The 19,981-nt window shown below is 56.9% G+C and carries 22 protein-coding genes; 10 read left to right on the top strand and 12 right to left on the bottom strand.

Going from position 1 to position 19,981, the window contains the following annotated elements; translation table 11 throughout:
* The first annotated feature begins 6 nt into the window (after window positions 1–6).
* Both osmW and osmV read left to right on the top strand, forming a co-directional pair.
* Window positions 7–654, top strand: a complete 648-nt coding sequence (gene osmW / locus PU624_RS13190; RefSeq protein ID WP_010244802.1) for an osmoprotectant ABC transporter permease OsmW — start codon at window positions 7–9, stop codon at window positions 652–654.
* The gene (gene osmV / locus PU624_RS13185; RefSeq protein ID WP_283545344.1) at window positions 654–1,790 is read left to right on the top strand and encodes an osmoprotectant ABC transporter ATP-binding protein OsmV; all 1,137 of its coding nucleotides are present in this window, start codon (window positions 654–656) and stop codon (window positions 1,788–1,790) included. The genes osmW and osmV overlap by 1 nt, the downstream gene beginning before the upstream one ends.
* 248 nt (window positions 1,791–2,038) lie before the next feature.
* Here osmV and PU624_RS13180 read toward each other — a convergent pair whose 3' ends face one another.
* The 4 genes from PU624_RS13180 to PU624_RS13165 all read right to left on the bottom strand — a co-directional run bounded on the left by PU624_RS13180 (window position 2,039) and on the right by PU624_RS13165 (window position 6,649).
* On the bottom strand, window positions 2,039–3,415 hold the full coding sequence (locus PU624_RS13180; RefSeq protein WP_283545343.1) for a nucleobase:cation symporter-2 family protein: 1,377 nt from the start codon (window positions 3,413–3,415) through the stop codon (window positions 2,039–2,041).
* Between the two features lie 180 nt (window positions 3,416–3,595).
* A complete protein-coding gene (bioD, locus tag PU624_RS13175) occupies window positions 3,596–4,294 on the bottom strand; it encodes a dethiobiotin synthase (protein ID WP_283545342.1) in 699 nt (232 codons plus the stop codon).
* 113 nt (window positions 4,295–4,407) lie between these two features.
* Window positions 4,408–5,625, bottom strand: a complete 1,218-nt coding sequence (gene mlc / locus PU624_RS13170) for a sugar metabolism global transcriptional regulator Mlc (RefSeq protein ID WP_283545341.1) — start codon at window positions 5,623–5,625, stop codon at window positions 4,408–4,410.
* A gap of 130 nt (window positions 5,626–5,755) precedes the next feature.
* The gene (locus tag PU624_RS13165) at window positions 5,756–6,649 is read right to left on the bottom strand and encodes a LysR family transcriptional regulator (RefSeq protein ID WP_283545340.1); all 894 of its coding nucleotides are present in this window, start codon (window positions 6,647–6,649) and stop codon (window positions 5,756–5,758) included.
* Between the two features lie 95 nt (window positions 6,650–6,744).
* Between PU624_RS13165 and ynfM the strand changes: the two genes are divergently transcribed.
* The 3 genes from ynfM to PU624_RS13150 all read left to right on the top strand — a co-directional run bounded on the left by ynfM (window position 6,745) and on the right by PU624_RS13150 (window position 9,888).
* Window positions 6,745–7,995 carry a multidrug efflux MFS transporter YnfM/SxtP(Kp) gene (ynfM, locus tag PU624_RS13160; RefSeq protein WP_283545339.1) on the top strand — a complete coding sequence of 417 codons (1,251 nt, stop codon included), beginning with the start codon at window positions 6,745–6,747 and terminating at the stop codon, window positions 7,993–7,995.
* A gap of 159 nt (window positions 7,996–8,154) precedes the next feature.
* A complete protein-coding gene (locus PU624_RS13155; RefSeq protein WP_283545338.1) occupies window positions 8,155–8,415 on the top strand; it encodes a hypothetical protein in 261 nt (86 codons plus the stop codon).
* A gap of 288 nt (window positions 8,416–8,703) precedes the next feature.
* Window positions 8,704–9,888: a sugar transporter gene (locus PU624_RS13150; RefSeq protein WP_283545337.1), complete on the top strand. Its 1,185-nt coding sequence runs from the start codon at window positions 8,704–8,706 to the stop codon at window positions 9,886–9,888.
* Between the two features lie 78 nt (window positions 9,889–9,966).
* On the opposite strand, the gene bhsA (PU624_RS13145) is transcribed toward PU624_RS13150, so the two are convergent.
* Together bhsA (PU624_RS13145) and bhsA (PU624_RS13140) are read right to left on the bottom strand one after the other, a co-directional pair.
* Window positions 9,967–10,224, bottom strand: a complete 258-nt coding sequence (gene bhsA, locus PU624_RS13145; protein ID WP_283545336.1) for a multiple stress resistance protein BhsA — start codon at window positions 10,222–10,224, stop codon at window positions 9,967–9,969.
* A 37-nt stretch (window positions 10,225–10,261) separates the two neighbouring features.
* Window positions 10,262–10,519 carry a multiple stress resistance protein BhsA gene (bhsA, locus tag PU624_RS13140; RefSeq protein ID WP_283545335.1) on the bottom strand — a complete coding sequence of 86 codons (258 nt, stop codon included), beginning with the start codon at window positions 10,517–10,519 and terminating at the stop codon, window positions 10,262–10,264.
* A 308-nt stretch (window positions 10,520–10,827) separates the two neighbouring features.
* Between bhsA (PU624_RS13140) and PU624_RS13135 the strand changes: the two genes are divergently transcribed.
* Window positions 10,828–11,478, top strand: a complete 651-nt coding sequence (locus PU624_RS13135; RefSeq protein WP_283545334.1) for a TetR/AcrR family transcriptional regulator — start codon at window positions 10,828–10,830, stop codon at window positions 11,476–11,478.
* 34 nt (window positions 11,479–11,512) lie between these two features.
* On the opposite strand, the gene rhaM is transcribed toward PU624_RS13135, so the two are convergent.
* Genes rhaM through rhaB form a run of 4 tightly spaced genes read right to left on the bottom strand, consistent with a single transcriptional unit; the run spans window position 11,513 to window position 15,391 of the window.
* Window positions 11,513–11,827 carry an L-rhamnose mutarotase gene (gene rhaM, locus PU624_RS13130; RefSeq protein WP_283545333.1) on the bottom strand — a complete coding sequence of 105 codons (315 nt, stop codon included), beginning with the start codon at window positions 11,825–11,827 and terminating at the stop codon, window positions 11,513–11,515.
* A complete protein-coding gene (gene rhaD, locus PU624_RS13125) occupies window positions 11,817–12,659 on the bottom strand; it encodes a rhamnulose-1-phosphate aldolase (protein WP_283545332.1) in 843 nt (280 codons plus the stop codon). Before rhaD ends, rhaM begins: the two co-directional genes overlap by 11 nt.
* 10 nt (window positions 12,660–12,669) lie before the next feature.
* The gene (locus PU624_RS13120; RefSeq protein WP_283545331.1) at window positions 12,670–13,926 is read right to left on the bottom strand and encodes an L-rhamnose isomerase; all 1,257 of its coding nucleotides are present in this window, start codon (window positions 13,924–13,926) and stop codon (window positions 12,670–12,672) included.
* Window positions 13,919–15,391, bottom strand: a complete 1,473-nt coding sequence (gene rhaB / locus PU624_RS13115) for a rhamnulokinase (RefSeq protein WP_283545330.1) — start codon at window positions 15,389–15,391, stop codon at window positions 13,919–13,921. Before rhaB ends, PU624_RS13120 begins: the two co-directional genes overlap by 8 nt.
* Window positions 15,392–15,682: 291 nt before the next feature.
* Here rhaB and rhaS point away from each other — a divergent pair, with 291 nt between their 5' ends.
* Both rhaS and rhaR read left to right on the top strand, forming a co-directional pair.
* Window positions 15,683–16,504: an HTH-type transcriptional activator RhaS gene (gene rhaS, locus PU624_RS13110; RefSeq protein ID WP_283545329.1), complete on the top strand. Its 822-nt coding sequence runs from the start codon at window positions 15,683–15,685 to the stop codon at window positions 16,502–16,504.
* Between the two features lie 11 nt (window positions 16,505–16,515).
* Window positions 16,516–17,382, top strand: coding sequence for an HTH-type transcriptional activator RhaR (gene rhaR, locus PU624_RS13105; RefSeq protein WP_283545328.1), 867 nt, complete (start codon window positions 16,516–16,518; stop codon window positions 17,380–17,382).
* Window positions 17,383–17,689: 307 nt separating this feature from the next.
* Here rhaR and rhaT read toward each other — a convergent pair whose 3' ends face one another.
* Window positions 17,690–18,724, bottom strand: a complete 1,035-nt coding sequence (rhaT, locus tag PU624_RS13100) for an L-rhamnose/proton symporter RhaT (protein WP_283545327.1) — start codon at window positions 18,722–18,724, stop codon at window positions 17,690–17,692.
* 359 nt (window positions 18,725–19,083) lie between these two features.
* Between rhaT and PU624_RS13095 the strand changes: the two genes are divergently transcribed.
* Both PU624_RS13095 and PU624_RS13090 read left to right on the top strand, forming a co-directional pair.
* The gene (locus PU624_RS13095; RefSeq protein ID WP_283545326.1) at window positions 19,084–19,407 is read left to right on the top strand and encodes a hypothetical protein; all 324 of its coding nucleotides are present in this window, start codon (window positions 19,084–19,086) and stop codon (window positions 19,405–19,407) included.
* A gap of 43 nt (window positions 19,408–19,450) precedes the next feature.
* Window positions 19,451–19,549, top strand: coding sequence for a YoaK family small membrane protein (locus tag PU624_RS13090; protein ID WP_008925225.1), 99 nt, complete (start codon window positions 19,451–19,453; stop codon window positions 19,547–19,549).
* A 3-nt stretch (window positions 19,550–19,552) separates the two neighbouring features.
* Here the strand turns inward: PU624_RS13090 and PU624_RS13085 are convergent, their stop codons facing one another.
* The gene (locus PU624_RS13085; protein ID WP_179895707.1) at window positions 19,553–19,819 is read right to left on the bottom strand and encodes a DksA/TraR family C4-type zinc finger protein; all 267 of its coding nucleotides are present in this window, start codon (window positions 19,817–19,819) and stop codon (window positions 19,553–19,555) included.
* Between the last annotated feature and the right edge of the window lie 162 nt (window positions 19,820–19,981).

The raw sequence follows: 19,981 nt of genomic DNA, 5'->3' as shown, positions 1-19,981 counted from the left end.
GGCACTGTGGATACCCTTCACTACATCATGGATAACTGGAGCACCCTGCTCACTCTGAGCTGGCAGCACAGCTGGCTGGTGCTGGTGGCGGTCGGACTGGCGATTGTGATTGGCGTGCCGCTGGGCATTCTGATTGTGCGCGTCAGATGGCTGGCCACGCCGATTCTCGGTATCGCCACCGTGGTGCTGACCATTCCGACCATTGCGCTGTTTGGTCTGATGATTCCGCTGTTTTCGCTGATCGGTCAGGGCATCGGCGCGCTGCCGGCGATTACCGCCGTGTTCCTCTACTCGCTGCTGCCGATTGTGCGCAATACCCACACCGCGCTGGAGAATCTGCCGGACGGTCTGCGTGAAGCGGGTCGGGGCATCGGCATGACCTTCTGGCAGCGCCTGCGCTGGGTTGAGATCCCGATGGCGCTGCCGGTGATTTTTGGCGGCATCCGTACCGCCGTGGTGATGAACGTTGGCGTAATGGCGATTGCCGCCGTGATTGGCGCGGGCGGTCTGGGCCAGTTGCTGCTGGATGGTATCAGCGGCAGTGATATTCGTATGTTGATTGCCGGGGCATTAATGATTTGTCTGCTGGCTATTTTTCTTGACTGGCTGTTGCACCGTTTGCAGCAGGCGCTCACACCAAAGGGGATTCGATAATGATTACGCTGGAAAACCTGACGAAAACCTTTACCCAGAAAAACGGCACCACCAATAAAGCCGTCGATAACGTCAGCCTGCATGTGCCAGCCGGTGAGATGTGTGTGCTGCTGGGGCCATCGGGCTGCGGTAAGACCACCACACTGAAGATGATTAACCGTCTGATTCCTGCCACCAGTGGCCGGATCCTGATCAATGGCGAAGACACCAGTACCCAGGACACCACCACGCTGCGCCGCAACATTGGCTATGTGATCCAGCAGATTGGTCTGTTTCCCAACATGACCATTGAGGAGAACATTACCGTGGTGCCGCGCATGCTGGGCTGGGATAAAAAGCAGTGCCGTGAGCGGGCCACCGAGCTGATGAGCATGGTCGCGCTGGATCCAGCTAAATTCCTGCATCGCTATCCGCGTGAGATGTCCGGCGGTCAGCAGCAGCGTATCGGCGTGATTCGTGCCCTGGCCGCGGATCCACCGGTGCTGCTGATGGATGAGCCGTTTGGTGCCGTCGACCCGATTAACCGTGAAGTGATCCAGAACGAGTTTCTCGACATGCAGCGTCAGTTGAAGAAGACCGTGATGCTGGTGAGCCACGATATTGATGAGGCGCTGAAGCTGGGCGATCGCATCGCGGTATTTGGTCAGGGTAAGATCGTGCAGTGCGCCAGCCCGGATGAGCTGCTGGCCACCCCGGCCAATGATTTCGTTGGTTCGTTTGTCGGTCAGGACCGCACGCTTAAGCGTCTGTTACTGGTGCAGGCGGGCGACGTGACCGATCAGCAGCCGACCATCACCGTGCGCCGCTCGACGCCGCTGGATGAAGCCTTTGGCATGATGGATGATAACGATATGCGGTCGATTACCGTCGTCGATGAAGATGGCAAGCCGCTGGGCTTCGTGAAGCGTCGTGAGGCGCGTAACGTGAGTGGCCGTTGTGAAGAGAAGCTGCACACCTTTAAGGTCACCGGTAAAGCCGAAGAGAACCTGCGCGTGGTGCTGTCGAAACTCTATGAGCACAATACGGTCTGGATGCCGATTGTCGATGAAGAGGGGCGCTACAGCGGAGAGATTTCGCAGGATTATATTGCGGATTACCTCAGCTCGGGTCGAACCCGTCGTCGTCTGAATCCATAGTTTCGTCACATATAAGGGTCTCACAGGCCCTTTAAAACAGCTGGCATACTTAAACTCTGATCAAACTGGCAGCAACAAATAAGCTTAACGCGAAGGGAACTGGGTCAGAATAGGAAAGCGTCCCGCGCCAGGACAAAAACGCTCCCGGCGTTTTTGTCCATGGCGCGCTATGCTTTGCTACTGGCGTATGCTCCCATCGCTTTGAATTTCTGAGCCGTCTGTGAGAGATACATCGGCTCCTCTGCTTTTTAGCTCTCCGTGAGCGTTTCCACCTCAACCTCTTCCACCTCAGGTGCTTCATCTGGCAGAACCAGATTGAGCACAATCGCCAGAATGCCGCCGGTCGTCACCGCATGACCAAACAGACTGTTAATCAGCGGCGGGAACTGCTTCAGCACCTCCGGCACCGCTTCCACACCCAGACCAATCCCGAATGAAATCGCAACAATCAGCATCTCGCGACGGCCCAGCGGCGTCTGGGTCATCACCCGGATACCCGCAGCGACCACGCTGCCAAACATCACGATGGTCGCCCCGCCCAGCACTGAAGGCGGGATCTGCTGCAGCAGCGAGCCGACAAAGGGAAAGAGTCCCAGCAGCGCCAGCATAATTCCCAGCAGCATGCCGACATAACGGCTGGCGACGCCGGTCATCTGAATCACGCCATTATTCTGCGCAAACGTGGTGTTGGGGAAGGCAGAGAACACCGCTGCCAGCACGCAACTCAGGCCGTCAGCGACAATGCCGCCCTGAAGCCGCTGCTGAAAAGGCTTGCCGGTGATAGGCTGCTGGGAAATCAGGCAGTTGGCGGTGAGATCGCCCACCGCTTCAATCACCGCAATGACGGACACCAGCGCGATAGGCAGAAAAATAGTCCAGTCAAAGGCGAAGCCAAACCGGAAGAAGGCAGGCAGCACCAGCCAGCTACTCTCCGGCGCGATTTTCAGCTGCAGATGCCCGGTTAAGGCCGCTGCAACGCATCCCACCGCGATGCCGGCCACCACCGCCACCAGCCGCGCCCAGCGGTTGCGTGAACGGTTCAGCGCCACGATCACCAGCAGCGTCAGCGCCCCAAGCGCCAGATTCCCCGGCGAGCCAAAATCGGTGGCGTTGTGACCGCCAGCCCAGTCAGTAATGCTGACTTTGATCAGGCTGATGCCTATCAGAGTGATCACCGTGCCGGTCACTACCGGCGTCAGCACTTTACGCAGCGAGCCGACGCAGCGGCTGATCAGAACCGGAATCAGCGCCGCCACCAGGTTGCAGCCAAACAGCATCGCCATAATCTCTTCCGGCGAACCGCCGCGCCCTTTCACCATCAGGCCACCAGAGAGAATCACGCCCAGAAACGCGAAGCTGGTGCCCTGCAGGCAAATCATGCCTGCGCCGACGCCATAAAAGCGTCTGGCCTGCATAAAGGTGCCTAAGCCGGAGACAAACAGCGACATGCTGATCAGATAAGGAAGATAGGCCTGCAGGCCCAGCACGGAACCAATAATCAGCGGCGGCGTGATGATGCCCACCACGCTGGCGAGCAGATGTTGCAGCGCGGCGAAAAATGCCGGGACGGGGCCAATGCGGGCTTCAAGCCCATATAACAAACCTTTCTCGTGAGAGTGCGACATGGTGGAACTCCGGCTCTGTGTGATAAGCGGAGTTAATGCATTTTCTGCGCCATGACGTCGCAAATTCGCAAAGTACGGACCAGGTCATTCAATTTTAATGAGAATTTTTTGCAGACAGCCAGCGGTGAGCCTGAAACTTTAGACTCACCACCGACTCAGATGACTTATTTTGTTTCATAATCAGGCGATCTTTGCACTCACAGCGTGCATAGCGTCCGGTTCGAGCAGGGAAATATCAATGTAAGGCGTCAGATCGCGCTGTTCTGCACGCGGCAGATAAGGCAGTTCGCCCAGCAGCGGCGCGGCGATTTTCTCGCGCAGAATTTCAATAATGTCGCTGTACTGCGCCAGCCCCGGATTGATGCGATTGGCGACCCAGCCAATCAGCGGCAGGCCATCCAGCGCTATCGCTTCAGCCGTCAGCAGAGCGTGACTGATACAACCCGACTGGATGCCAACTACCAGCACCACCGGCAGTTGCTGCTCAACGACCCAGCAGGAGAGCGGACGGCCGTCGTTCATCAGGCTGCGCCAGCCGCCGGTGCCCTCCACTATCACGCGGTCGGCCTGCTGCGTCAGGCTGGTTAAGCCATGGGTCAGCAAGCCATAATCGATGTGCTGCTCCGGATGGGTGCAGATCTCCTCTTCCTGAAAGACCAGCGGATTGATCGCCTCATAGGGCAAGTCAATGGAGGAAGCGCTTTGCAGAACCTGTGCATCTTTGTTACGCAGGCCATCAGCGGTTTTGACCGCACAGCGCGCGACGGGCTTGTAGCCGACGGCACGCAGTCCGGTCTGGATAAAACTTTGTAACAGGGCGCGTGACACAACCGTTTTACCCACTGCGGTATCGGTGCCGGTAACGAATAGTCTGTTCACTCAACTTCTCCTCTCAAACCGTTGCGGTTAATCGGTGATTAACCTTGCTGCGAATCGGCATTTTAAGGAATGGAAAATGATAACGGATTGCGTTAGCGCAAGTTCAGGTCTGCTTAACCTTGCAACAGCTTCACTAACAGGTGTCCGTTATAGAGCGCGTCTTTGATCAGTGCGGCACCGCCCAGCGTGCCCGGCTCACTAAATTCAGTGGGTGCCAGCTGGATGCTGGCGCTGTAGGCAGGCAATGACTGCTGCAGAATGGTGTTGCTCACCGCCGGAAAAAGCACATCAGCGGCGGCATTCAGAGGGGAACCGATAAGAATATGTTGTGGATTGAAGATGTTGACCATCATCGCCAGAATCCGTCCAACATGATGACCGACGCTGGCGATGGTGTCGCGCGCCAGACGGTCGCCCGACTGTGCGGCGGCGCACAGCGACTCCAGCGTCAGCGGCTGATTGTTGAGCAGACTGTCGGGCTGGGCAGGCAGACGCTGCGCCGCCAGTGCCAGCAGGCTACCGGTACTGGCCACCGTTTCCAGACAGCCATGATTCCCGCAGTAGCATTGCTGACCATAAGGGTCGATCTGGGTATGGCCGATTTCCACCAGCGCCCTGCCACTTTTATGCAGCAGCTGACCGCCACTGATGACGCCAGCGCCCACGGTTTCATCAATCACAATCTGAATCACATCCTGCGCGCCCCGTGAGGCACCAAACAGCGACTCCGCCAGCGTCCAGGCAGAGATGTCGTGCTGCACAAACACCGGCAAACCGGTTCGCGCCGCCAGCGTATCGCCCAGCGGCATATCACGCACTTCATAACCCGGCAGACGATGTACCACGCCAGAGGCGGCGTTAATCAGCCCTGGCAGCGTAATCGCGATAGCCGTGAGGCGTTCCAGCTTCTTTTGATGACGGATAAAGAAGGCATTAACCTGTTCGATCAGCGCGGTGAGTAACGGCTGTGCCGATTCATCAGGGAGGGGCAGGCTGTCTTCCACCAGCGCGCGGCTGCTGAGATCCCGAAGGGTAAAAGTCATGGCGCCACGATGCAGGCGGATCGCCAGGTAGTGCCAGGCGTCGGTGTCGAGTATCAGACCAATGGCCGGACGGCCACGACTGCCGGGATCCTGATACTCGGTCTCCTGCACCAGATGTGCGTCCAGCATTTCACGCACGATTTTGGTAATACTGGCCGGGGCGAGCTGGGCACGACGGGAAAGTTCGATACGCGAAATGGGACCGTGGCGGTCAATTAATCGATATACGACACCTGCATTGGTCTGCTTGATCTGGTCAATGTGGCCAGGTTGACTGTCCGGATTCACAACCCTGCTCCCGGTTATTTTCGCGCTTCTAAATAAACATGCGCCATGGTGAGGCAGATCAGGCGACAGCGTCAAATATTTGATTAGAAATGTGATTTATCGCACAGATTGATGCGGTGAACTGCGCGCTTCACGGTCGATTCTCCCGCAGCAACGCCATCATGTTCTCCATCTGCGCATTCATCTCGCGTCCGGCTGACCAGACCAGCCACAGCTCAGAAATGGCATCGTCTTCCATTAACGGCAGCCAGACCAGATCGGCCAGCCGCGCCCGACGAAAGGAAGCAGGCAGAATAGAAACGCCCAGACCGGTTGCCACCAGCCCCAGTATCGTCATCGCTTCACCCACTTCCTGAGTGATATAGGGCTTAATGTGGTAGCGGTGCAGCAGCGCCAGAATATCGCTGTAAAGCGCCGTTCCGCCCTGAGGATCGAAGAAGACAAAGGGTTCAGCCGCCAGGGCAGTGACAGAGATTTTTTCGGCGTCTGCCAGCGGATGCGCCTTATGCACCACGGCGTAGAGCGGCTCGCTCAGCAGCAACTGATGACGCAGATCGGCGGGCAGCGGCGTGTTGCGCATCACGCCGAGATCGAGCCGTCCATCGTGCAACGGTGCCAGCTGCTGGCGGGTGTTGATCTCCTGCATCTGTATATGTACCTGCGGCCAGCGCTGACGAAAGCGAAACAGCGCGTCAGAGACCACGGCAGTAAACGGAGCCGACGAGGTAAAGCCGATCCGCAGCTCTCCCTCTTCGCCACGATGCAACCGGGCAGCGCGATCGGCCGCCTGCTCAACCTGCAACAGGATCGCACGGGCATCGCTCAGCAACTGATGTCCGGCGGCGGTGAGCTGCACGCTGCGGTTGGTACGGTTAAACAGCCTTGCGCCGGTTTCCGCTTCCAGCTGAATGATCTGCTGGCTGAGCGGGGGCTGAGAGATGTTCAACCGCTGGGCTGCCCGCCCGAAATGTAACTCTTCCGCCACCGCAACGAAGTAGCGCAAATGACGCAGCTCGATATTCATATGTTAAACGTCTTATTTGAGATTATTAATATATTAGACATCATAATGCCACTTTCCTAAGCTGACGACAGGTTTTCTGACATAAAGGACGATGTGTGAGTCGCTCAATACAGGCAACAGTGGACGAGAAAGCGGTGCCTGCCGCGCCAGAGTCCCCTGCTGCTTCAGGTTATATCCGCCGGGGAACGCCCAAATTTATGCGCGTGACGCTGGCCCTTTTCTCCGCCGGACTGGCGACCTTTGCCCTGCTCTATTGTGTGCAGCCGATTCTGCCGGTGCTGTCTCAGCAGTTTGGCGTGTCTCCGGCGACCAGCAGCCTGTCGCTCTCCATTTCGACCGGCCTGATGGCGCTCGGCCTGCTGGTCACCGGTCCGCTCTCTGATGCCATCGGACGAAAATCAGTGATGGTGACCGCCCTGATGCTGGCTGCCATCTGTACGCTGATCTCTGCCACCATGACCAGCTGGCACGGCATCCTGATTATGCGGGGGCTGATGGGTCTGTCGCTCAGCGGCGTTGCAGCGGTTGGCATGACCTATCTCAGCGAGGAGATGGATGCGCGGGTCGTCGCCTTTTCGATGGGTTTGTATATCAGCGGTAACTCGATAGGCGGGATGAGCGGACGTCTGCTGAGCGGCGTGCTGACCGACCTCTTCTCCTGGCGGATCGCCGTGGCGGTGATCGGCTGTTTTTCGCTGGCCTCGGCACTGATGTTCTGGAAGATCCTGCCTGCATCGCGGCATTTCCGTCCCATCACGCTGCGTCCACGTAATCTGCTGATTAACTTCCGGCTGCACTGGCGCGATCCGGGTCTGCCGTGGCTGTTTGCCGAGGGCTTCCTCCTGATGGGCGCCTTCGTCACTCTGTTCAACTATATTGGCTATCGTTTGCTGGACGCCCCCTGGCATCTCAGTCAGGCCGTGGTCGGGCTGCTGTCGGTGGTCTATCTCACCGGCTCCTGGAGTTCGCCGAAAGCGGGCGCGCTGACCAGCCGCCTGGGACGCGGACCGGTGATGCTGGGCGCAACGGCCATCATGCTGCTCGGTTTGCTGGCAACGGCCTTTAACTCACTCTGGCTGATCCTGCCGGGGATGATGCTGTTCACAGCCGGTTTTTTCGCTGCCCATGCGGTCGCCAGTGGCTGGATTGGTCCGCGTGCTCGCCGGGCGCGCGGACAGGCCTCTTCACTCTATCTGTTCAGCTACTACGTGGGTTCCAGCGTGGCGGGCACGCTGGGCGGCCTGTTCTGGCATAACTTTGGCTGGAGCGGGATTACGCTGTTTATCAGCGTCCTGCTGATCCTGGCGCTGGCGGTTGCCTGGCGTCTGCACAGCAAAAAACTCTGATAATCCCCTCTTTCGCCAGGCCTGAACGGGCCTGGCGGCGCATTACGCTAAACGTTTCATTCAGATCCACAACAAACAAAACGCCTGTTTCCCGCTATAATCTTTTTTATTGTAATAATTCATCTGCTTTGCCTTTTAACACGGCAACAAGGAACGCCTGTGGCTCTCTACTATTACGTGAATAAACAATCGGGATATAACAATAATCATGTGGTCCATGCAGCGGGTTGCCCTCATCTTCCCGACATGGATAACAGACTGTTTCTGGGCAGTTTTTACCACGTGAATGCCGCCATTTTACAGGCGAAAAAATATTATGCGGGTGCGATCGGCTGTGAAAATTGCTGTCCGCTCAATAACGCCGAATCGCAGACCGCTCAGCTCAGTGTGGCCCTGAAGCACACGCCGACATCACGTTAATCCCATCGGGCAGCCCGGTGGCGAAACGCTCCCCACTGCGCTGCTCCCATGACTTCCGGTCAAAAGACAAACCGCTCCAGCGAATAATGCCCGCACGTCATCGCACACAATAACCTCAGGCTATCGCCCATGGACCGGGCGATAAAATAAATTCAGCAATAAAAGCCGTTTATAAGGTTTCTCTTCCCGGCTTATTGACTACAATAGCGTTTAATTTGTGACGCAGGTCACTTTCGCGGGGTGTTTCTGCCACATCCAAATTCGCTTTTCTGACTGACTTGACTCCTCATGCAATCAACAACTGTTTCACGTAAAACTGCCTGGCTACGCGTAGTATTGCTGGCCATCGCCGCCTTTGTATTCAACACCACCGAATTTGTGCCGGTTGGCCTGCTATCCGATATCGCGGCTGACTTCGCCATGCCGACGGCGGATGTCGGGATCATGCTGACTATCTACGCCTGGGTGGTCGCACTGCTCTCACTGCCGCTGATGCTGCTGACCCGCAATGTAGAGCGGCGACTGCTGCTGGGTGTGCTGTTCCTGATCTTTATCGTCAGTCATGGGCTTTCGACCGTCGCCTGGGATTTCCGGTCGCTGATGGTGTCGCGCGTAGGGATCGCCCTGTCTCATGCGGTGTTCTGGTCGATCACCGCCTCGCTGGCGATTCGCGTTGCACCTGCCGGTAAGAAAACGCAGGCGCTGAGCATGCTGGCGACCGGTACCGCGCTGGCGATGGTACTGGGCGTGCCGATTGGTCGCGTGGTCGGTCAGTATCTTGGCTGGCGGACTACCTTCGGCGCGATTGGCCTTTCGGCGCTGGTGCTGATGATTATGCTGGTGCGGATCCTGCCGCGTCTGCCGAGTGAGCATACCGGCTCGCTGAGCAGTGTGCCGATGCTGTTCCGCCGTCCGGCGCTGGTCAGCATGTATCTGCTGGTGACGCTGGTGGTGACCGCGCATTACACCGCTTACAGCTATATCGAACCGTTTATGCAGAACGTCGCCCATTCCAGTGGCAATTTCACCACCCTGCTGCTGCTGCTGTTTGGCACAGCCGGTATCGTGGGCAGCGTGCTGTTCAGTACCCTCGGCAATAAATTTCCCTCCGGCCTGCTGATTGCCGCCATCGCGCTGATCACCCTGTGCATGGGACTGCTGATTTTTGCTGCCGTCCGGCCTGCCGCGATTTCAACGCTGTGCGTTGTCTGGGGTATGGCGATGATGATGATTGGACTGGGTATGCAGGTACGGGTGCTGTCGCTGGCACCGGATGCCACGGATGTGGCGATGTCGCTGATGTCCGGTATCTACAATATCGGTATTGGCGCGGGCGCGCTGCTGGGTAATCAGGTCAGTCTGCATCTGAGCATGGCGGAAGTCGGGAACGTCGGCGGGATGATTGGTCTGGTGGCGTTACTGTGGTGTGTGTACATCTTCCGTCGTTATCCCCAGTTGCGGAGCAACGGATAACACGCTGACGTCAGCATAAAAAAAGGCTTCAGATAAGTGGGTTTATCTGAAGCCTGTTTATCATTATTTATCGTGCTTTTACTTATAAAGAACGGCTGTGCCATGCAGGTTGTTGCTGCCAGAGGTCGAAGTGATGCGGAAAGACTTTGCCCCGACATCGCTGGCCTTTTCTGACAGTTGCTGCTCCAGCGAGGTCAGATTAGTACTGCCCGTTGCGCTGATGACGCCGATTTTCTGCTGATCCAGTGGTGTGCTGCTGACCTGCTGGGCCGCCACGCTGGCAAATGAGAGGCCGCTGAGTAAAGCCGCCGCCACCATCATGTTGATACGTTTCATAACGAACCCCTTCTCACTTTATCTGTTAAAAACCAAATTACTGATAAATCACAGCCGTGCCGTGCAGTTTGTTCTGGCCGCTGGTTGAGGTGATGCGGAACGATTTCGCACCGGCTTCATCCGCTTTGGCACTCAGCTGTGATTCAAGGGAAGTCAGGTTGGTGCCGCCCTGTACTGAGATGGTGCCAACTGGCTGCTGATGAGTTGGTTCGCTGGTCACGAGGTCAGCGGCATAAGCGCCAAAAGTCAGCGTTGTCAGTGCCAGAGCTGCCAGGGTGGTTTTGATGGTTTTCATAATATTCTCTCTATTCGGTAATTGAATTCGGTTGGTCTGAATTGGGTTGTCGCTATTTAATTAACGACCGTTAAACAAATGATAGACCCCGATGCGGCCTGTCGTCAATATTTATTTAATGAGCGTTATTTTAATCGCGAAGTGGCGTGATTATGGGCTTCAGCCCCTTTTCTGACTTAACCATAGGGGCGGTAAGATTGCGCTGGCGCACAAAATGGCAACCCCTGCTGGCGGGATCCACAGCGGGCCTTGCACATTTTTATAATGATCGGTAATTTAATGGGATGTTTTACTGTCAGTGAGGGTGTATGAGTCAGGTTCAGGATTGCGATGTAAAGAAATGCCGTGGCCGACCTAAAGTGTTCGATCGCGAAGCGGCGCTCGATAAAGCACTGACTCTGTTCTGGACACACGGTTACGAGGGCACGTCTCTGTCCGATCTGGTGGCCGCAACCGGGGCTAAAGCGCCGACCCTTTACGCAGAGTTTGTGAATAAAGAGGGGCTGTTTCGCGCGGCGATGGAGCGCTATGTTGAGAAGTTCAGCGCATGGCGTGAAGCGGCGTTAGGTGATGACCAGTTACCGGTGGATCGCGCGATTGAAGGCTATTTCCGCGCCACCGCAGCCTGTTTTACCGAACGCGACTCTCCCGGTGGCTGTTTCTTTATCTGTACCTCGACCGCCCTGTCGGCGGCGTCAAAAGAGATTGCCAGCATGCTGCAACAGCAGCATCAGTCACAGGAGCATGTGTTAAGAGATTTTCTGCTGGCACGTCAGCAGCGTGGCGAACTGAGTGCGTCAGTGAATATTCCGGCGCTGTCCCGCTATCTGGGTTGTATGCTGCAGGGCATGTCGGTGCGGGCGCGTGAAGGCGCGGAGCGTGACGACCTCGAGAGCATTATTGATACGCTGATGGCGATGTGGCCGACGCTGACCGGCTTGTGTCAGGCTAAGCGTTAAAATATCAGGGCGGCGAGGCCGCCCTTTCCCTCCTCTATTCCAGAAAGAACACCGGTTTCAACGGCTGACTGATCGGGCTGTTATCAGCATTCGACGGCATCAGATCTTTCATTGAGGCCCACCAGCGCTGACAGACCTCCGTCTTTGCCACCGCGTTCCAGCGCTCCTCAGATTCAATCTCAACGCTGGCGAATAGCAGATGCCGTTCGGCGTCCAGCCAGATGGCATAATTGTGTGCGCCGTGCGCTTTCAGCGTGTCGGCCAGTTCCGGCCAGATCGGTGAGTGGCGACGTTCATACTCCGCATGACAGTCGGCATTCACCTGCATCACAAAAGCTTTACGCAGCATTATCCGGCCCCACATCCAGCGCCGGTTGCCATGGTTTCACGCCGAAGCGCTCACCCAGCGCGACCAGTTGCTCTGTCGTAATGCTCTGACGAATCCCGCCCATCGACAGCACTTTGACGATGACTTCGGACGATTTCTCCGCTGTATCTATCAGGCCAAAGGTCTCATCAAGCGTCGGGCCCGTGCCGAAGACGCCGTGGAACGGCCACATTACCAGAGTGTGTGACTGCATCTGACCGGCGGTCGCGGTGCCGATTTCATCGGTGCCGGGCACCATCCAGGGTAAAACCCCTACGCCATCCGGGAAGACCACCAGACATTCGGTGCTGCCTTCCCACAGCAGGCGGGTGAAGCGGGCAGAATCCATCTCCACTACATAGCTTAAGGCCATAAAATTTGTGGCGTGGCAGTGCATAATTACCCGGTCTGCGCCCTTGCTGACCGCTTTACGCACCGCGTGAGACTGAAAGTGTGACGCCAGCTCCGAGGTTGGCAAACCGCCATTCGACAGACCCCAGTGAATTTTATAAGAAAGCCCTTTTTCATCGACCTGCAGCAGCGCCAGGCAATCTGCCGGATCCAGCTGGACGTTTCGCATGAATTTTCCAGACCCGGTCACCAGAAACCAGTCATTCGCCAGCGCCGGAGCGGGTTGCGTCAGCTCAATACAGCGCGGTGTTGTGCAGAAGTCTGCGGTAAAGGGTCTGACCTCCTCCTCCAGCAGACGCAGGCTGACGTTGCCGCCGTTACGCTCGTCCCAGCCCTTCAGCCACATGTCGCTGGTCGCCTTGACCATTCCCTTAACAAACCCGGAAGAAAGTATGCTTTGCATCGTGAAATCCTTAACGTTGGCTCAAGATCTGTTGTTCATAATGACGGACATCGCCTAACCAGCTGGCATCAGCCGGGACGTCATGGCGCAGGCACCAGGCTTCCCATACCGCCTGCCACGGCAGCGATTTTTGCTCTTCCAGCAGAGCCAGACGCGCGGTGTAATCGCCGCTGCTCTCGGCCTGACGCAAACGGTCGCCTGGCTCCAGCAGGGCACGCAGCAGCGCTTTTTTAGTGTTACGGGTGCCGATAACCCAGGCGGCAATCCGGTTGATGGAGGCGTCGAAGAAATCGAGTCCGATATGCACTTTGTCGAACAGCTGATGGCGGACGATCTCACTGGCGATCGCCTGGGTTTCATCATCCAGCAGCACGACATGGTCGCTGTCCCAGCGCACCGGGCGGCTGACGTGCAATAGCAGGCGCGGCACATAGAGCATGGCGGCTGAAATTTTGTCGGAGATCACTTCGGTGGGATGGAAATGGCCTGCATCCAGGCACAGTGCCGTCTGGCGGCTGGCGGCGTAACCCAGATAAAACTCATTAGAACCCACGGTGTAGCTCTCTGCGCCAATCCCAAACAGCTTGCTCTCCACCGCATCAATATGGTGCTGCGGGTTGAGTTTTTCTGAGATGACTTCATCCAGCGCGCTCATCAGGCGCTGACGCGGCGCCAGCCGATCGACGGTAATATCTTTCATGCCGTCCGGCACCCAGATATTCATCACTGACGGCGTGCCCAGTTGCTCACCAAAATGAGCGGAGATGCGGCGACTCGCTTTGCAGTGATCGATCCAGAACTGACGCACGGTGTTATCACTGTGCGACAGTGTAAAGCCGTCGGCACTCATCGGATGCGAGAAACAGCTGGGGTTAAAATCCAGCCCCAAATGATGCTCTTTAGCCCAGGCGACCCAGTTAGCAAAATGGGCCGGTTCAATCGCGTCCCGCTCTACCGGCTTGTCGCTTTCCAGATAGATGGCGTGCAGGTTCAGACGTTTTGCGCCCGGGATCAGCGACATCGCCTTGTCGATATCACTGCGTAATTCACTGGCATTCCGTGCCCGCCCTGGATAGTTGCCGGTTGCCTGAATGCCGCCGGTCAATGCGCCCTGCGGGTTCTCAAATCCCCGGACATCATCCCCCTGCCAGCAGTGCATCGAGACCGGAATACGGTCCAGCTGACGGATAGCCTGTTCAACATCAACCCCATTGTCGGCGTAGCGTTGTTTAGCCAGTTCAAAAGCCTGTTCAATCTGCTTAGTCATAAGCGGGTTCCTTAGCGGGTTGACTCAGCGTCGCGAAGCGTGCCTGACTGGCACGGAAGACGCTGTGAGTGTGCGGTTCGAATTTTTCGAGTGGGAAGTTGTTGATGACGCTGCAGCGGAAGTCAGCCACATCGTTCAGTTCGCCCAGCGCAATCAGCTGGCATCCGACGTTACCCAGCGTGGAGGCTTCAACCGGACCGGCCAGAACCGGAATCTGACAGGCATCGGCGCAGAGTTGATTAAGAAAACGGTTCTGGCTGCCGCCCCCTACCACATGCAGCTGGCTGAACGCCTTGCCGCGCAGCGCGGCCAGTTCATGAATGACTTCGCGATAGAGCAGCGCCAGGCTGTCAAAAATGCAGCGTGCCAGTGCAGCGGCCGATTGCGGCACCACCATTCCCTGCCCGGCGCAGGCGTTCTGAATCTCGTTGACCATGCTGTCGGGATTGATAAAGCGCGCATCGTTGGGGTTGATGAGTGACACACAGGCGGGCTGGCACGCCGTCTCTTCAATCAGCGCGCTGAGATCGTCAATCTGGAGTTCGGTGCAGATGCGCTGTAACAGCCATAAACCCATAATATTTTTCAGTACCCGGTAGCCTTCTGCGCCGCCCTCATTGGTGATATTGGCGCGCAGTGCGGCGTCACTGGCATAGGGCTGCAGACTTTCAAAGCCCATCAGCGACCAGGTTCCGGAGCTGAGATAGGCGGCATCGTCCTGCATCAGCGGCGTTGCCAGCACGGCGCTGGCGGTGTCGTGAGTGGCGACGGCGATGACGGGAACCGGTTTTCCCGCGCGATTGATCCAGTGGCCGACGGTATGACCTGGTGCCTGCGGCTGACCGAACCACTGCGCATCAACCCCCGCCCAGGCGAGCAAATCGCGATCCCACTCGCCGCTGTGAATATTGAGCATCTGCGTGGTGGTGGCGTTGGTGTATTCCCAGTTGAGGTTGCCGGTCAGGCGATAATGCAGGTAGTCAGGGATCATCAGCGCATGCGCCACGCGGGCCTGCCAGTCAGGCTGCTGCTGATGCAGCGCGCGCATCTGATAGAGCGTGTTGAACGGCAGAAACTGAATGCCGGTGCGGGCGTAGATAGCGCTGCGGCTCAGTTCCTGTTGCGCCTGCTCCATCAGGCCATGGGTGCGCGCATCGCGGTAGCTGACCGCCTCACCCACCGGTTCGCCCTGCGCATCCAGCAGCACCATATCCACGCCCCAGGTGTCGATGCCCATACTGTCCGGAACGATCCCCTCTTCATCTAACTGAGCCAGCCCGGCGCGGATCTCCTGCTCCAGCATCGCCAGATCCCAGCAGTCATAACCGGCACGACGCTGACGCCTGTTTTTAAAGCGCCGGACCTCACGCAGCGCGAGCTGGCGCTGTGCGGCATCCCAGCTGGCGAGCATCACCCGTCCGCTGGATGCGCCGAGATCGATAGCAACAATGTTTCTCCTGGTCATGGCGAGGATTCCCTGTGATTGAGTGGTCACAGAGTAAAAACCTTACCGGTTTAACACCTTCCCCGGAGTGCCAGCGGCGGAAAAGCCCTGGCAGACTTGCAAAGAACTTCGTGAGAGAGATCACAGAGGCGGCAGTGAGGAGGATGTGACCCCTGCCGCAAATCTGTTAACTGCTGAGGATTTCTTGAAAAATCAGCAGGATTCCTGCTGAGTCCGGCTGAAAATTCAAGGTAAGGTGACGGCGTGCTGATTAGACTGCGTTACGGTTTTGTTAATCAGCGAGAGAAGATCATGACCATATTGCACAGTGCGGATTTCTTCCCCGAAGGGGATTACGCAATAGCGATTGAACCCCGGATACCCCAGGCAGCCTTTCCGGAACATCACCATGATTTCCATGAGATTGTGCTGGTTGAACAAGGCTCTGGCATTCATGTGTTTAATGGTCAGCCACAAACGCTGTGCGCCGGATGCGTCTGCTTTGTGCGCGATCACGATCGTCATCTCTATGAGCAGACCGACAATCTTTGCCTGACCAACGTGCTCTATCGCAGTCCGGGAGCGTTTCGCTTTCTCTCCGGGCTGCAGGCTTTACTGCCCTGCGATCAGGATGGGCAATACAGCTCTCACTGGCGCATCAATCACAAAGTGATGGCCCAGGCGCTGAGCGTCGCGGCGCAGATGCGGCCGGATGATGCCTGGTCGCTGGAGAAACAGGCGCGACAGGAACAGCTCTTTTTACAGCTGCTGGTGCTGTTGCGTGAAGCGTGCATTGACGGGCAGAGTCAGGATCAGGAGGCGCGGCTGCATCGCCTGCTCGACTGGCTGGGCGATCATTACAGTGATGAGATCGTCTGGGACGAGCTGGCCGATCGCTTTTCGCTCTCGCTGCGTACCCTGCATCGGCAGATGAAGCAGCAAACCGGCAGTACGCCGCAGCGCTATCTGAACCGTTTGCGGCTATTGCAGGCCCGTCATCTGCTGCGTCACAGTGATATGCGTATTACCGACATCGCCTTCCAGTGTGGATTTGGTGACAGCAACCATTTCTCAACCCTGTTCAGGCGCGAATTTGGCTGCGCACCGCGAGCGGAGCGCCAGCAGATGATGTAAAGGAGTCGAACATGGCGTTGATACTCAGCCGGGATGACTATTTCCCCGCCGCTACTCTGCCGGTGGCGGTGGCCGAAAGGATGCCCCAACCCTCTTTCCCGCCGCACCGACACGAGTTCAGTGAAATCGTGATTGTCTGGCGCGGCAACGGCCTGCACGTCCTCAACGATCGCCCCTGGCTGATAACCTGCGGCGACGTTTTTTATATCCGCGACAGTGACTGCCATAGCTACGACAGCGTCAACGATCTGGTGCTGGATAACATCCTCTACTGCCGTGACCGTTTTGGTCTTGCTCTTGACTGGAATCAGCTGCTGCCGCACCAGGACATAGATGAACCGGGCTGCTGGCGGCTGACGACGCGAGGGATGGCGCTGGCCAGGGGCGTGATCAGCCAGCTGGAGCGTGAAAGCCGCAAAAGCGATCCCCTGTCCGTGCAGCTCTCAGAGGCGCTATTTTTACAGCTGGCGCTGATTCTGCGTCGTCACGGCTACGCGGCCGACCGTCCGTGGGCATTGCCGGAGGGTGAACAGCTCGATCTGCTGATGTCGGCCCTACAGGGCGCGATTGCCCGCCCCTTTGATCTGGCAGCGTTTTGTCAGCAGAACCAGCTCAGCGAACGGGCACTGAAGCAGCTTTTCCGTCAGCAAACCGGGATGACTATCGGTCACTACCTGCGTCAGCTGCAGCTCTGCCAGGCAAAATATCTGCTGCGCACCCAGGATTGCCTGATTAGTGAGGTCGCCGCCCGTTGCGGCTTTGATGACAGTAACTATTTCTCGGTGGTCTTCACCCGTGATACCGGTTTAACGCCCAGCGCCTGGCGTCAGCGATTTATCGCGCCCCGGCAGGCGTTGAAAAGTACCGAGTCTGAATAAAACGGGCCTGCCATGCAGGCCCTTTCAGGTTATAGACAAAAGCAGTCCTGCATTGCTGTGAAACAGTGCCTGCACAGGGAACAGGGTCAGATCGGAAAGACGCTAAGGCCAGTCCATGACATGCCCGGCCCGCGCGATTACGCACCTCATCCATGAGGTGCGCCCGTAACCGGGCCAACGCCCTGCGTTGTTCAAAAACGCTCCCGGCGTTTTTGTCCATGGCGCGGGACGCTTTCCTCTTCTGACCCAGTTCCCTGCGCGTTCTGCTAATGTGTTGCTGTAACTTAAACCCCGACGGAGTGAACAATCAGGCCGCCATACCCAGACCAACAATATTGGCGGCAATGATAATCACCACACAGCCGATCGATAACACGCTCACCGGGCGACGTCCCGCTGACTTCCACTCTTTCATCAGCAGGCCTACCAGCCCACCACACAGAACGTAAAGGCTCATGTGCAGCATCCAGCTGACATAGTCATACTGCACCGGGATTCGGGCATGTCCCCAGGCGTAGAAGAAGAACTGCAGATACCACATGGTGCCGCCGAGCACGGCAAAAGCCGTGTTAGCAATCAACAGCGACTTCCCGACGGAGAAGTCTTTTCGCACAGACAACTCTGGCCGGGTGGCCAGCCGCCAGAAACAAAAGCCCAGATTGACCAGCGCCCCGCCGCCCATGATGACCACATAGCTGGGTAACGCCACATAGAGGGGATCGATGCCGAGATTAGCGGCAGCCTGATGCATTGGTTTCGCCGCATCCATCGCAAACGACATACCGGCCGAGAAAATGCCGCACATCACCGCCAGCACCAGTCCCTTCCTGAGATTAAACTCCTCCGCGTTAATCCCCAGTGCGCGCTCCTTTAATAGCCCGGCACGCGACACAATCCCGACGCCAATCAGCGCCACCAGCACGCCCAGCAACGTTAACCGGCCACCCGCCGAGGCGAACAGCTCACCAAAGCGACCCTGCAATAGCGGCGTCATCAGCGTGCCGACCACCAGGGTAATCCCAATCGCGATACCGATGCCCATCGACATCCCGAGATAGCGCATGGTCAGGCCGTAGTTGATATTGCCTATGCCCCACATCGCGCCAAACAGAAAGACCGGCATAAGCTGCGACAGCGTAAAGCTGCTGTAATAGGCCATAAAGTCCGGCAGCAAAATGGCACTCACCGCCCACGGCAGGATCAGCCACGACATCAGGCCGCCAATCGACCACATGGTTTCCCATGACCATCTTTTCACCTGTTTAAACGGCGCGTAGAAACACGCGGCGCTGGCAGCACCGACAAAATGCCAGAAGATACCCGCAATAATGGCACTGTTCATTGTTATTCCCCGGTTAGGTTGAGGCCTGTCGGAAACCTGACTGCTTCCGCTCAGCAGGCAGTCTACGTTTTGCAGGAATTCCTCAGCCTTTGGATAAATGCCGGAAGCCGGAGCGAAGTGGCAATTTCTGACCGTTATTCCCGTCAGGGATCACAATTTCACAGTTGTTATAAAATCGGACCATAAATGCGCTAACCCGCTTATTATTCACTGTTTTTTAGAGTTCTGCCGTGTGGCGCAGCACAATTCTGATCTGACTGCCATTGAAGCTGGTATGGTGGCAAATCTGCAAAGAAGTCGCTTATTAACGCGGACAAGGTCGTATAGACTGGGGAAAATTGATCGGATCAGGGATTGGGATGACATCAAAGTGGTTAACACTGTTTCTTTCGCGGTCGGTCAGCCGGGTGATGCTGGATGATCTGCGGGCGATATTACCCGCGGATGCGATAAAGGTGTTTGTGAATGGCCTGGATGAAACGCACTACGCCACGATTGAATGTGTGCAGGCGGAGAAGCATTGCGCGCTTATCGCCTCGGCGATTGTGGTCTGGCGTCAGCTCGGACACGTGCATCATATTCTCTATAAAAAAGGCGAGGTGTTGCGCGAAGAGAACGATGCCACGCAGTTCCAGCTCTTTACCCTGCTGAAAACCCATCGCGCAGTCCTCCAGATCTCATGATAAGATCGCGTCCCCTGAAAACGCTGTTTGCAGCAGGTTGAATATGAGAATTGGAATTCTGTTTCCGATCGCCATCATCGTGGCGGGCGTGGGCTTTCTGGCATGGTTTATTGGCAGCGGCCTGGCGATGCCAGGCTCCTGAGCGTTAGCGCAGCTGACTGTCTTTACTGCCCCGACGATTATATAAGCTGCTGGTCTGCTGCTGTTTATCGATTTTTTCCTGACACGCCACGCAGTAGTGCACCCCTTTCAGCGCCTGACGGCGCGCTTCAGGAATCGGTTCGCCGCAGAGTTCACATTCGGTGGCGCTTTCGCCCTGCCCGATCGATTGTCTTACCCGCTCAATTCCATCATTAACGGTGCTATCAATCTGCTCCTGTACTGCGCCTTCTGCTGCCCATCCGCTTGCCATTTTTTAACCCCTTTCTTACGACTTCACTCCTTTAAATCTACAACATATTGACGTTTTTGCCGCAGAACTCACCGATATCTGTGATTGGCTGCCAGCCGGACTCTCAGGCTGGCAATAAGCTAAAGGTCACGCTCAGCGTTCTGTTTCACCCTGCTATCACAT

This window comes from Pantoea sp. Lij88 (assembly GCF_030062155.1).
Classification (GTDB): domain Bacteria; phylum Pseudomonadota; class Gammaproteobacteria; order Enterobacterales; family Enterobacteriaceae; genus Pantoea.
This window is presented reverse-complemented; position numbering and strand designations above follow the sequence as displayed.

Coding starts and splice junctions, on each gene's coding strand:
- osmV (WP_283545344.1), top strand. CDS start 654: ATGATTACGCTGGAAAACCTGACGAAAACCTTTACCCAGAAAAACGGC.
- PU624_RS13180 (WP_283545343.1), bottom strand. CDS start 3,415: ATGTCGCACTCTCACGAGAAAGGTTTGTTATATGGGCTTGAAGCCCGC.
- PU624_RS13165 (WP_283545340.1), bottom strand. CDS start 6,649: ATGAATATCGAGCTGCGTCATTTGCGCTACTTCGTTGCGGTGGCGGAA.
- PU624_RS13150 (WP_283545337.1), top strand. CDS start 8,704: ATGCAATCAACAACTGTTTCACGTAAAACTGCCTGGCTACGCGTAGTA.
- bhsA (WP_283545336.1), bottom strand. CDS start 10,224: ATGAAACGTATCAACATGATGGTGGCGGCGGCTTTACTCAGCGGCCTC.
- bhsA (WP_283545335.1), bottom strand. CDS start 10,519: ATGAAAACCATCAAAACCACCCTGGCAGCTCTGGCACTGACAACGCTG.
- PU624_RS13135 (WP_283545334.1), top strand. CDS start 10,828: ATGAGTCAGGTTCAGGATTGCGATGTAAAGAAATGCCGTGGCCGACCT.
- rhaM (WP_283545333.1), bottom strand. CDS start 11,827: ATGCTGCGTAAAGCTTTTGTGATGCAGGTGAATGCCGACTGTCATGCG.
- rhaD (WP_283545332.1), bottom strand. CDS start 12,659: ATGCAAAGCATACTTTCTTCCGGGTTTGTTAAGGGAATGGTCAAGGCG.
- PU624_RS13120 (WP_283545331.1), bottom strand. CDS start 13,926: ATGACTAAGCAGATTGAACAGGCTTTTGAACTGGCTAAACAACGCTAC.
- rhaB (WP_283545330.1), bottom strand. CDS start 15,391: ATGACCAGGAGAAACATTGTTGCTATCGATCTCGGCGCATCCAGCGGA.
- rhaS (WP_283545329.1), top strand. CDS start 15,683: ATGACCATATTGCACAGTGCGGATTTCTTCCCCGAAGGGGATTACGCA.
- rhaR (WP_283545328.1), top strand. CDS start 16,516: ATGGCGTTGATACTCAGCCGGGATGACTATTTCCCCGCCGCTACTCTG.
- rhaT (WP_283545327.1), bottom strand. CDS start 18,724: ATGAACAGTGCCATTATTGCGGGTATCTTCTGGCATTTTGTCGGTGCT.
- PU624_RS13095 (WP_283545326.1), top strand. CDS start 19,084: ATGACATCAAAGTGGTTAACACTGTTTCTTTCGCGGTCGGTCAGCCGG.
- PU624_RS13090 (WP_008925225.1), top strand. CDS start 19,451: ATGAGAATTGGAATTCTGTTTCCGATCGCCATCATCGTGGCGGGCGTG.
- PU624_RS13085 (WP_179895707.1), bottom strand. CDS start 19,819: ATGGCAAGCGGATGGGCAGCAGAAGGCGCAGTACAGGAGCAGATTGAT.